Here is an 11838-nt window from a genome sequence, read left to right as displayed (position 1 = left end):
ATTTTGCTAGATACCCGCCGTGTGTGAACGCATACGCAGAGCGAACCGGCCGCTGTGCCTCCGCTCATAATCAAGGTGAAGCCATGACGCGCCCTTTTAAAGTTTCTATCTGCCTGCCGACATGCAATCGCCCGGAGCTGATCGTCCAATGCATCGACTCGTGCCTCGCGCAGACGCACGCCAACATCGAGATCGTGATTGGCGACGATTCGAAGGACGACCGGACCCAGCGGCTGATGGCAGCGCAATACCAGCATGACCCGCGCATTCGCTACGTGAAAAACGAACCGTCGCTCGGCCAGGCGCGCAATGTCGCCAGCCTGTTCGCGCGCGCGAGCGGCGACAAGATCCTGCTGATCCACGACGACGATTACCTTGCCGAAGACGGTGTCGAGCGGCTGGTTTCACTATGGGACAGTCATCCCGGTCTGGATGTCGCCTTCGCCGACCAGTACGAAGTGGATCACGCGGGGCACGTCGATGGTGCGGTCAGCGCAAAACTCAACGCTGATTTTCACAGAACGAAAAGCACCGAGGGACTGCAGAAAGTGCCCGGCCGCACGGGTCTGATCCAGATGTTCCCGAACAACGGCTGGCTCGCGAACGCAGAACTCGTGAAGCGGGTCAGTTATAAGGAACAGTACGGGACGTGCTGCGACTTTGTCTTCGGCGTCGAACTCTGTCTGGCTGCGAAGCAGATCTACTACCTGAACGAATACGTGTCGTACTACCGCAAGACCGACGTTTCAATCTCGGCGAGCACGCGCGGTTCGACCAATGCGGCACCGGTTTCCGCCTATGCGTTCGTCAGCAGTCTGACGCTTGAGCGCCAGGTTGAACCCGCCCGCACTGTCGCGTTGCGCCGGCTCGTACCGATCGTCGTGTCGGTCTATGCGAAGAATGCCGCGCCGTTCAAGGCACTGCGAATCGCGTTCAGGCATCTATCCGCGTATAACTACGGCCTCAATGCGCGGCTCTACTATCATCTGATGCTGATTTCCAGATCGATGCTCTCATCTCGCGCTGGGCGACAGCCAGATGCGCCCACGACCCGGTCCGCCCGCGAAGAATCGCGCACGGAAACGGTTCTCTAATCGACACGGACTGCCATGAAAATTTCGATTGCGATGGCGGCCTATAAAGGCGAGCGCTTTATCCGTGAGCAGCTGGACAGTATCGCCCGGCAGACGCTGCCCCCGTTCGAGCTGGTCATCACCGACGACAGCCCGGACAGTGGAACGCACGACATTGTGGTCGAGTTTTCGCGCCGCGTGTCGTTCCCGGTCCGCATAGTACGCAACGAACAGCGTTTGGGATTTCACGAGAATTTCTTCAAGGCGATATCGCTATGTCGTGGCGATTTCATCGCGTTCTGCGATCAGGACGACGTATGGACGGACGACAAGCTGGAGCGGGTAGCCAAAGAGTTCGTGGACCCTGAAGTGATGCTGGTGGTTCACGCCGTGAAGGTGGTTGATGCCGATCTCAATGTCCGCCCCGACAACACCGCGAGCCACTGGTCGCACCGTGGTGTCTACGACCCGCTGACGACGAATCCCTGGTACGTGCTTTTCGGCATGTCGACCGTCGTTCGACGCTCCATCTACGAGTACGTCGACTGGCACGATCGGCCCGAGCATCCCGTCGATCCAGGATTTCCGATGTCGCACGATACATGGGCCTGGTTTGTCGCGACGTCGTTGGGAAAAATGGTGGCGTTGGAGGACCAGCTCGCGCTTTATCGTCAACACGACGCTAATAGCTGCGGTATTTCGCCTGACAGGGACATGGGGGAGAAAGTCGCCATGGCCAAGGCGGCTGGGCAGACGCACTATCGCAGGATGGGGACGTCGGCCCTGGCGCGAGCGGACAAACTGCGCCACGTGTTGCAGGAAGCGCCCGCACAGATTCGGCAGCGGGCCGCTATTGCAACGGATTACTACCGGAAACTTGGAGAGCGCCTGCTACGCCGAGCCAATCTCTACAGCGCTGCGACGGCGCGGGTCAGTCGAGCGGGCACCGTCGTCCAGTTGCTCGCGTCCGGAGCCTATCGGCCGGTACCTAAGGGAGGTCTGGGGCACCGGGCCTTTTTGAAGGACGTCCATGCGACCGTCTTTCACGTCAGCATCGAATGAAGGATTAAAGCTGAACAAAAGCTCGCGCGGCGCCTCCTCAAACACCACCGCGTGAGCGAAAAGCAGCAACGCTAAAACGTCTCATGCGCCTCGTTGCGCGTAAGATCGGCAGCCACCATCATCTTGCAGAGCTGCTCGAGTTCGGTCTGCGGTTCCCACCCAAGCTTGTCTTTGGCCTTGTCCGCACACCCGATGAGAAGATCCACTTCGGCAGGCCGATAAAATCTTGGATTCACGCGAATGAGGGTCTTGCCGGTGGCGACATCAATGCCGACTTCCCTCTGTTCCTTCCCAGACCATTCGATCTGATACCCGGCCGCCGCGAATGCCATTCTCACGAAGTCCCGTACAGTCTCGGTCCGATTGGTCGCAAGCACAAAAGTATCGGGCTCATCGGCCTGCAGCATCCGCCACATCCCCTCGACGTATTCGAGCGCAAATCCCCAATCCCGCTTGGCATCGAGATTGCCGAGCTCGAGCGAATCCTGCTTGCCAAGCTTGATCTTGGCCACCGTGTCGGTGATCTTCCGGGTTACGAACTCGCGCCCACGCAACGGCGACTCGTGATTGAACAGAATCCCGCTACTGGCAAAAATCCCATACGACTCGCGATAATTGATCGTCATCCAGTGAGCAAACAGCTTGGCGACGCCATAAGGACTACGCGGGTAAAACGGCGTGTCTTCGCGCTGCGGCACCGCCTGCACCTTGCCGAACATTTCGGAGGTCGAGGCCTGGTAGTAGCGCGTCTTCGGACTCAGAATGCGAAGCCCCTCAAGCAGATTCAGCGCTCCGATACCCGTCACCTCGGCCGTAGTAACCGGCTGATCAAACGACACCCCAACAAAGCTCTGCGCAGCAAGGTTATAAAGCTCATCGGCCTGCGCCTCTTCAAGCAGCCGCAGCGTCGACCCAAGGTCGGTCAGGTCATGCTCGACGAGCCGCAGGTTAGGATGCCCGGAAACGCCCAGCTCGTTCATCCGCCAGAAATTGACGGAACTGGTACGCCGATACGTGCCGGTGACCTGATAGCCCTTGTCGAGCAGCAGTTTCGTCAGATACGCGCCGTCCTGACCGGACACGCCGGTGATAATCGCTTTGCGTTGGTTGCTCATGGGTCGCCCTGGAAGCAGTTAAAAAAATCGGAAGATCAGGTGATGGCGCTATCTGCTACGACGAGCCGGCCAGTAACCGCTGCACCAGCGGATCGACTACGCGAAAGTCCTGTTCGGCTTTCAGCCGGTACAACTCAGGCTTCGGATGCGCACCGTCGGACATCATGGTTTGCCAGCCCGGCAACGCCTCGATGTACGCGTACTGATCGACGAGCGGCACGTGCTGCTCGGCCGCGACCCGGCGGGTCATCGCCACCATCGCACCAAGGCGGGCATTGAGCCGGCCATCGGGCATCGGATTCGATGTCTGCAACACAGGCTCTTTGCCAAGCGCGAGCGCGGTTTTCACCAGCGCGGTTTCCGCTTCGTAGAACTGTTCGGGCGTCTGGTTATGCATCACCTCGTTGATGCCGTAGTTGATCGTGACGATCTGCGCGTTGGACGCCGCAAGCCGTTGTGCCCACGGCGGCACGCCGCGGCCCATGCCGTCGCGCAACTGGTAGGCCATCGTGCCGCCCACGCCGAGATTGACGACACTCACGCGTTCGCCGAAGCTGGCATGCAAGGCATCCTGCAGATAAGCCACCGCGTTCTGTGGGCGAGGGAAGCAATGACCCTCGCTGCAGGAGATGCCGAGCGTGGTCGAATCGCCGTAGGCTTCGACCACGACCTGCGCAGACGTCCCGGCACGAGGCGGCTCGTTCGCGCGCTGCATCGGCGCTCCGTCCGCACTGGCCTGGCCGCATGCCGCAGCCATCGCCAGGGCGCCCGCGGCGCCGCGAAGTTTGCCGAGGAACTTCATGCGCGCGACTGCGGCGCTCGCGACGCGCTGCCCAACGTAGCCCCGGCGCGCTGCGCACGAGAGGCCGGACCATGAATCAGACGCCGCTCGAAAGCGAACCACGTCACGCTGGCATAGGCGAGCGTGATAGCCAGCGCAAGCGCGGCGGTGACATAACGGCTCATATGCAATGGCCACAGCGTGTACAGGATGCTCAGGTGGATCAGATAGATCGTGTAGCTGATCGTACCGATGTAGACCAGCACCGGATTGCACAGGAGGCGCTTGACGATGCCCTGGCTTTGCAAGGCGATGACAACGACCGATGTGCACAGGACCAACGAAACGCTGTAGAGCGCCGCATTCGAAAGCGGCGTGTTTTCGGCGCGAAAGCGCGGATAGTGGATATGTAGCCACGCCAGCACGGCCAGCGCAGCGAAGAAGCCGAGCATGGCGAGCGGCCGGAACGGTTGCAATGCGTTGGGGTTGCGCCGCACGGCCACCGCCAGCAGCGCGCCGGCCGCCAGCAGATCCATGCGGAACGGTGTGAGGTAATAGATCGGCCAGAACGAATCGAACCACGGCGTCGCCACGGCACGCAGCACCGGCACGGCAACGATCAACGCAGCGGCGACCCACGCAAGGGCGCGTTCGGGCAGCAACAGGATCACGAAGGGCCAGACAATGTAGAACTGCTCTTCGACGGCGAGCGACCACAGCACGTTCAGGCTGTCATGACCGCTCTGGCCGAGCGCATCGCCGATGTTGGTGGCAAAGAACGCGTACCACTCCCAATGCTTCGCCCAGCCGAAGCCGAACAGCAATGAGGACGCCACCATCAGCAGCAGATACGGCGGCAGAATGCGGCGCGCGCGGCGAGCATAGAAATAGCCGAAATACGATTGCCCGCGCGCCTTACGATCCAGCAGGATGCCGGTGATCAGAAAGCCGCTCAAGACAAAAAACAGATCGACGCCCATCCACAGCGGCGCCTTTAGCGCGTGCTGCGCGAACACCGCCAGCACGGCGATCGCGCGCAGGCCGTCGAGCTGCAGGATGCGGCGCGAGTGAGAAGGAGAAGGCGGGGCAGCCAGGGTGCTAACTGTCATGAACCGTCCATGGTGGGCATCGGGTGGGCGTGAGGCGAACTCGTTCGCGGCATGGGCATTGCGTTGCCGGCCTGATTCAGCTGCGAACGGCGCAGGCCACGGAAGTGGGATTCATTCTAAGGAAAAGAAATTGATGAAAAAACGGGAATGAAAAGAACCGGCGGATTGAAAAACCAGAATGATGCTTTCAAAAGTTCAAATCTTTATTTGCCTTTATTTACCGCATTCCGGTGAATATTTTTGAATTATTTTCGAATTTCTTCGCGGCGCGGTTAGCAGGTAATGTGGCCCGGTAACCCTTGACTGGAGGAACACCTTGGCTCGTCTCAGCTTCGCGAAACTGCTGGTTGTCTGGCTTTCTTTTGCAGCTTGCGTTGCCTCAGCCGAAACGGTGCTGAACGCGAAGACCTCCTGGATCGGCAATACCTTCGGTTTTGGCGACGGCACGTGGACGCAGATCAATATCACGGCGATCGCGGTGTCGCCGGACGGCAAGGTCTACACCAACGCTCCATGGGACGAGAGCGGCGCCGAGGCGAGTACCTATCAGAACGGCAAGATGCTTGGATTCGCCGGCGGCACGCACGGCTGGGGTGCAGGCGGCGGTAATGCGATTGCGGTGAACCAGCATTATGTCTTCATGGCTGTTGCGCTTGGCAACGAGAGGGGGCATCTGGTCGGGCAGGGCATCTGGCCGCAAAAGGGCAAGCAGTGGTTCGGCATTTCGCGACGCAAGATCGAAGATCCGAAGCTTAGCGCGCTGTTTCAGCCGGTGGCCACGCTGCCCAATGGCGCGACCGACCCGCACGCGCAAATGGCAGCAGGCTTTCTGGTGGTGAACGAAGTGCCCGCGGGCACCAAGGCCGACATCCAGGGTCTCGCGGCCAACGACACGACGCTGTACGTATCGAACACCACGCAAAATCGCGTCGAAGTCTACGACGCCGAATCGATGCAACGCAAAGCGCAGTGGGCCGTGCATGAGCCGGGGCACATGGCGCTCGCAGCTGACGGCACGCTGTGGGTGATAAGCGGCGCGCTCACCGATGCCACGCCACACGTGGCGCACTACTCGGCGAGCGGCCAGCTTCTCTCCGACACACTGCCATTGCCGGCCGATTCGGTGCCGGTCGACGTCGCACTCGACGCACAAGGCCGCGTGCTCGTCGCCGACAACGGTCCGCGTCAGCAGGTGCTGTTCTTCAGCAAGGAGGGTGGGCGTTACGTGGCATCGGGCACGCTCGGCGAACGCGGCGGCATCTTCGCAGGTGTGGCAGGACAGCCCGGGCCACAGCGCTTTAACGGACTGACCGGCGTCGGGGTCGACGCGCGCGGCAACGTTTATGTGTCCACCAACGGCATGGGCCCGCATTTCGCGCCGCTTGGCGCGGGCCTCGGCGCCACGCTCGAAAGTTACGCGCCGGATGGCAAGCAGCTTTGGCAGGTGCAGGGGCTGCTATTCGTCGATGGCGCGTGGATGGACCCAGCGCGCCCGGACAGCGTCTACACCGGCAACAAGCGCTTTCAACTCGATCTTTCGAAGCCTGCGGGACAGGACTGGAAATACGTAGGCTTCCTGTCGAATCGCTTCAAATACCCGGACGATCCGGTCTTTCATACCGACATGTGGCCGGGTTTGCCGATCGCCCGGCAACTGAAGGGACATACGTTTCTTTATCTGACCGACATGTATGCGGACCATCTGAAGATTTACCGCTTCGATGCTGCGCACGACGGCGAGACGGCGATTCCTTCGGGCTTCATTGCGGGCCGCGAGCGTGGCGTCGCGGGCGTGCCGAACGCACCGCCCGGCGGCGAATGGATGTGGCGCGACACGAACGGTAACGGCAAATTCGACAGTGACGAGTTCACGCCGAACACGAGCGGCACGCGACTCGTCGGCGGCTGGGGCTGGTGGGTCGACAGCAACGGCGACATCTGGCGCACGAGCGTGGTCAAGGGCATCGACCGGCTGCACTTCGGCGGCCTCGATGCGAAGGGCAATCCGGTCTACTCCTATTCGGACATGACCACCTATCCGGTACCGCAGCCGTTCACCGAACTGCGCCGCGCGGTGTACGTGCCGCAGACCGACTCGCTCTATGTGACCGGCTATACGGCCGACATGCCCGTCGATCGGTCCTTCTGGAAAGAGGTGGGCCGCGTGCTGGTGCGCTACGACAACTGGTCGAGCGGCAAGCCGGTCCTGCGTTACTCGATCACGCTGCCATGGGAAACGCATGCCAAACCGGTCGCAACGATCATCGGGCTCACCGTGGAAGGGCAATACGTGTTCGCGGTCGAACCGGTAGGCGCCGTGCATGTGTTCGACAAGGACAGCGGCAAGGAAGTCGGCGTGATCCGGCCGGGGCCCGAGGTGGGCAAGGCCTCGGGCTGGGTCGACGTGCCGAACGGCGTGAGCGCCTACCGGCGCAGCAACGGCGAATACCTCGTGTTCGTGGAAGAGGATGCGCGCGGCAAGGTGATGATGTACCGCTGGAAGCCGTCTTGATGTCAGATTGATTTATTTTCCGGCGCCGCACATTTCGACGCATGACATGCATCGTGCGGCGAATTATTTTTCTGTCGATTTATAGAGAACGGCACGCATTTTTAACGTGCTTTACTCGAAGCAGACTTCATGGGCTTGCATCGCGCGGCTTTTCTATGGCGCGTGCATCGCGGTGCACGCTGCATCGCTGAATCAAAAGGCATCCGATGGACAAAGGCATTCTCAAGAACGTAGGCATCAATTTTTTCGGCCTGGTGTTGCCGACCTTCGTTTCGCTCGTGACAGTGCCGTCGTATATCCGGCTGCTGGGCGTTGAGCGCTATGGCGTGATTGCCCTCGTGTGGACCTTGATCGGCTATTTCTCGATTCTCGATCTCGGCATGAGCATGGCGGCGCAAAACCATATCTCGAAGGCGCTCGCTTCGAAAGACTCGGACGAGTGCGCGCGCGTGTTCTGGAGTGCCACCTGGCTGAATCTGGTGACGGGCATTATCGGCGGCCTGATCATTTATTTCGGCGCATTTCTCTACACCGCCTATTTCAGCAAAGTTTCGCCGGCATTGCAGCACGAGGTCTACATGGCGCTGCCGTGGCTCGCGATTGCGATTCCGATTGCCAACCTCTCGTGGGTGTTTGGCGGCGCGATCAACGGCGCCGAACGCTTTGGCGTCTACAACACCAACCAGACGCTCGGCACCTTCGCGTTTCAGCTGCTGCCTTTAGGTGTGGCGTGGTGGATGGGGCCGAGCTTGCAGAACGTACTGGCCGCCGCGGTGGTGGCGCGTCTGTTCGCCGCGCTGCTGCTCGGACGCTCTGCCTTGAAGGTGCTGAATCTGCGGCGCATCCTGCCGCCGCAACTCGGTGTGGCCAAGGGGCTGTTCAATTTCGGCGGCTGGATGCTGGTGACGAGCGTCGCTTTTATGGTGGCCGATACGCTCGACAAGGTGTTTCTCGGCACCGCCCTCGGCGCTCGCTTCGTGACCTTCTACACGGTGCCGCAGAACCTCGTGACGCGCCTGAATATCGTGCCCACCGCGTTGGGGCGCACGTTGTTTCCGCGTCTGTCCGCCGTCGGCCGCGATCACGCGGACCAGATTGCGCAACAGTCGCTCGAGTTTCTCAACGGCGCCTTTACGCCGATTGCGCTGGGCGCGATTTTCGTGCTCGGCCCATTCCTGCATATCTGGGTCGGCAATGAGATTGCCACGATCGCCGCCCCTGTGGGCCGCATCCTGATTGTCACGGTATGGCTGGTCGGCCAGGCCAACGTGAGCCGCATCATGATCCAGTCGCAGGTCAATCCGGCGGTGGCGGCGCGCGTCGGCCTGCTCGAATTGCCGGTTTATGCCGCCGGCCTGTGGTTCGGCATCAAGTACTTCGGTCTGACGGGAGCGGCGGTGGCCGTCGGCGGCCGCGCGCTGCTCGACTACGGCGTGCTGCTGTGGCTGTCGGCGGTTCGTGCCCGGCCGATCGTGCTCGACATGCTCCCCCATCTCGCGTTCTTGCTGGCAAGCCTGTGGCTTGCGGGCGCCGTGCCTAGTCTCTCGCTGGCGATCGTCGCCGGCACCGTAGTGGCGGCTGTCAACGTGGCGTGGTCCATCACCTCGACGCCTGCCTTGCGCGATCTTGCGCGTTCGCTGCTGTTGCGACTGAATCCGAGGAAAAGCGCATGAACCAGGACGTCCTAGAGGAAGCCGTCATACGGCCCACCCAGCGCAGCGCGCTGGCCGAAGTCGCCACACCGCCCGCACAGCACGCGCCGCCTCGACGTGTGCCGCGCGCGAACAGCCACGTACGCGTGGCGATCGTGCACGACTGGCTCGTCACCTACGCGGGTGCCGAGCGTGTGCTCGAACAGATCGTGGCGTGCTTTCCGGATGCGGATCTGTTCAGCGTGGTCGATTTCCTCGAGGACCGCAGCTTCCTGCGCGGCAAGCCGGTGACGACCTCGTTTATCCAGAAGCTGCCGAAGGCGCGCACCAAATACCGCACGTATTTGCCGTTGATGCCGATCGCGATCGAGCAGCTCGACGTGTCGGCTTACGACGTGGTGATCTCGAGCAGCCATGCGGTCGCCAAGGGCGTGCTGACCGGCCCGGACCAGGTGCATATCAGCTACGTGCATTCGCCGATCCGCTATGCGTGGGATCTGCAGCATCAGTACCTGGAGCAATCGAAGCTGACCAACGGGCCTAAATCCGCGCTGGCTCGGCTGATTCTTCACTACATCCGCAACTGGGATATCCGCACATCGAATTCGGTGGACACCTTTGTCGCCAACTCGCAATTCATCGCGCGGCGCATCCGCAAGGTGTATCAGCGTGATGCGGCTGTGATCTTCCCGCCGGTGGACGTGGAAGCTTTCGTACTGCACGAGCAGAAGGAAGATTTCTATCTGACCGCATCGCGGATGGTGCCGTACAAGAAGATCGATCTGATCGTCGAAGCGTTTGCGCGGATGCCGGAGCGGCGTCTCGTCGTGATCGGCGACGGGCCCGATATGCAGAAGGTGCGCGCGAAGGCGGGGCCTAACGTCGAGATCATGGGCTACCAGCCATTCAAGGTGCTGCAGGAAAAGATGCAGCGGGCCAAGGCGTTCGTGTTCGCTGCCGAGGAAGACTTCGGCATTTCGGTGGTCGAAGCGCAGGCCTGCGGCACGCCGGTGATCGCGTACGGCAAGGGCGGGGCGCTGGAGACCGTACGCGATCTGTCGAACTCGCGGCCTACCGGCATGTTCTTCGAAGATCAGCGCGCCGAGTCGATCATCGCCGCAGTCGAGGATTTCGACGCGCATGCAAGCCGTTTTTCCGCTGCCGATTGCCGTGCCAATGCGGAGCGTTTCTCCGCCGCGCATTTCCGCTCGCGTTTCTTCGCACATGTGCGAGCTGCCGTGCCGGCCCTGCACGGTGCGACGATGCCGGCTTACGAGCCGTATGTTGCGCCACCGGCTGCTGAAGTCGCTGCCGGGAAAACGCCACGGATACTGGCGCTCGATCAGAGCGGCGTCCTCGGCGGTGCCGAGTTGTCGCTGCTCGAGATCGTCAAGGCGCTGAAATCGCGAATCGAAGTCGTGCTGTTCGACGATGGGCCATTTCGCACCGCGCTCGATACGGCTGGCGTGAACGTGCGGGTACTGGATTCCGGTGCGCTGCGCGAGGTGCGCAAGCAGGGCAGCACGCCGCCGCTTGGACGTGCTATCAAAGGGGTGGCTGGGCTGGTGAAGGCCACCGTCGCTCGCGCGAAGCATGCCGATGTGATCTACGCGAACACGCAGCGCGCCATGGTGATCGGCGCGCTCGCGGGGCGGCTCGCACGGCGCCCGGTGGTGTGGCACCTGCGCGACATCGTGAGTCCCGAGCATTTTGGCGGCAAGCAACTGAGCATCATCAAGTGGTGCGCGAAGCTGGGTCTCGCGCATGTGATCGCCAATTCAGCCGCGTCAGCGCGTGCGTTTGCCGAGTTGACGCGTTTCGATGAGAAGCGCATCGACGTGGTCTTCAACGGGATTTCGGCCGCACCGTTCGACGCGCTGCGCGGCGTGCCGGTTGCGGCGCTGCGTGCCCGTCTGAAGCTGCCGCAGGACGCGTTCCTCGTGGGCTCGTTCAGCCGTCTCGCGCGCTGGAAAGGCCAGCATGTGCTGCTCGAAGCGATGGTTCTCAATCCGCACATGCATGCGGTGCTGGTAGGGGCGCCGCTGTTTGGCGAAGACGCTTACGAGGCGGAGTTGCGTGCATTCGTCGCGGAGCACGGACTGGGCGCGCGGGTGCACTTTCTGGGCTTTCAGCACGATATCGCGGCTTGTATGTGTGCGGTCGACGCCATCGCCCATACGTCGATTACGCCGGAGCCGTTCGGCCGCGTGATCGTGGAAGGGATGCTGGCGCAGCGCCCCGTTGTGGCGGCGCGGGCCGGCGGCGTGCTGGAAATCGTCGAGGATGGTGTGAATGGCGTGCTGTGCACGCCCGGCGATGCAAACGCGCTGGCCGATGTGCTTGCCGAGTTGCGCAGCAATAACGGACTGCGCGAACGGCTCGTCACGAACGGCTACCAGACAGCGTTGGGACGCTTCGGCACCAAGGCTTATGTGAATGGCGTCGAACGGATTCTGAAGGACGTGGCAGGAGGCAAGACGAGAGGTTGAGGCTACGAAGCTCGACGAAGCAGAAGGGCCGCAACGGCAACGTTG

8 protein-coding genes are annotated in these 11838 nt (G+C 61.6%); 5 read left to right on the top strand and 3 right to left on the bottom strand.

The window, feature by feature from the left end; genetic code table 11:
• Positions 1-83 precede the first annotated feature (83 nt).
• Positions 84-1094 carry a glycosyltransferase family 2 protein gene (locus BUS06_RS13075; RefSeq protein WP_074264635.1) on the top strand — a complete coding sequence of 337 codons (1011 nt, stop codon included), beginning with the start codon at positions 84-86 and terminating at the stop codon, positions 1092-1094.
• Positions 1095-1109: 15 nt separating this feature from the next.
• Positions 1110-2135 (top strand): glycosyltransferase, encoded by a 1026-nt coding sequence (locus BUS06_RS13070; protein WP_074264634.1) that lies wholly within the window; start codon positions 1110-1112, stop codon positions 2133-2135.
• 71 nt (positions 2136-2206) lie between these two features.
• On the opposite strand, the gene gmd is transcribed toward BUS06_RS13070, so the two are convergent.
• The 3 genes from gmd to BUS06_RS13055 form a co-directional block, all read right to left on the bottom strand.
• Positions 2207-3250, bottom strand: coding sequence for a GDP-mannose 4,6-dehydratase (gene gmd / locus BUS06_RS13065; RefSeq protein WP_074264633.1), 1044 nt, complete (start codon positions 3248-3250; stop codon positions 2207-2209).
• 55 nt (positions 3251-3305) lie between these two features.
• Positions 3306-3965 carry an SGNH/GDSL hydrolase family protein gene (locus BUS06_RS13060; RefSeq protein ID WP_074266078.1) on the bottom strand — a complete coding sequence of 220 codons (660 nt, stop codon included), beginning with the start codon at positions 3963-3965 and terminating at the stop codon, positions 3306-3308.
• 83 nt (positions 3966-4048) lie between these two features.
• Entirely contained in the window at positions 4049-5140 is a 1092-nt protein-coding gene (locus tag BUS06_RS13055) for an acyltransferase family protein (protein WP_074264632.1), read from the bottom strand.
• Between the two features lie 340 nt (positions 5141-5480).
• Between BUS06_RS13055 and BUS06_RS13050 the strand changes: the two genes are divergently transcribed.
• From BUS06_RS13050 to BUS06_RS13040, 3 genes are all read left to right on the top strand, one after another.
• Positions 5481-7652: an NHL repeat-containing protein gene (locus BUS06_RS13050; protein WP_074266077.1), complete on the top strand. Its 2172-nt coding sequence runs from the start codon at positions 5481-5483 to the stop codon at positions 7650-7652.
• A 206-nt stretch (positions 7653-7858) separates the two neighbouring features.
• Positions 7859-9325: a flippase gene (locus tag BUS06_RS13045; RefSeq protein ID WP_074264631.1), complete on the top strand. Its 1467-nt coding sequence runs from the start codon at positions 7859-7861 to the stop codon at positions 9323-9325.
• On the top strand, positions 9322-11793 hold the full coding sequence (locus tag BUS06_RS13040; protein ID WP_074264630.1) for a glycosyltransferase family 4 protein: 2472 nt from the start codon (positions 9322-9324) through the stop codon (positions 11791-11793). Before BUS06_RS13045 ends, BUS06_RS13040 begins: the two co-directional genes overlap by 4 nt.
• The last annotated feature ends 45 nt before the right edge of the window (positions 11794-11838 follow it).

It is taken from the genome of Paraburkholderia phenazinium (assembly GCF_900141745.1).
Lineage (GTDB): Bacteria > Pseudomonadota > Gammaproteobacteria > Burkholderiales > Burkholderiaceae > Paraburkholderia > Paraburkholderia phenazinium_B.
Note: the sequence above shows the minus strand (reverse complement) of the source record. Positions and strands in the feature narration are given on the sequence as shown.

What these genes read in the sequence shown, in the direction of transcription:
- BUS06_RS13070 (WP_074264634.1), top strand. Translation starts at nt 1,110, where the DNA reads ATGAAAATTTCGATTGCGATGGCGGCCTATAAAGGCGAGCGCTTTATC.
- BUS06_RS13055 (WP_074264632.1), bottom strand. Translation starts at nt 5,140, where the DNA reads ATGACAGTTAGCACCCTGGCTGCCCCGCCTTCTCCTTCTCACTCGCGC.
- BUS06_RS13045 (WP_074264631.1), top strand. Translation starts at nt 7,859, where the DNA reads ATGGACAAAGGCATTCTCAAGAACGTAGGCATCAATTTTTTCGGCCTG.
- BUS06_RS13040 (WP_074264630.1), top strand. Translation starts at nt 9,322, where the DNA reads ATGAACCAGGACGTCCTAGAGGAAGCCGTCATACGGCCCACCCAGCGC.
- BUS06_RS13075 (WP_074264635.1), top strand. Translation starts at nt 84, where the DNA reads ATGACGCGCCCTTTTAAAGTTTCTATCTGCCTGCCGACATGCAATCGC.
- gmd (WP_074264633.1), bottom strand. Translation starts at nt 3,250, where the DNA reads ATGAGCAACCAACGCAAAGCGATTATCACCGGCGTGTCCGGTCAGGAC.
- BUS06_RS13060 (WP_074266078.1), bottom strand. Translation starts at nt 3,965, where the DNA reads ATGCAGCGCGCGAACGAGCCGCCTCGTGCCGGGACGTCTGCGCAGGTC.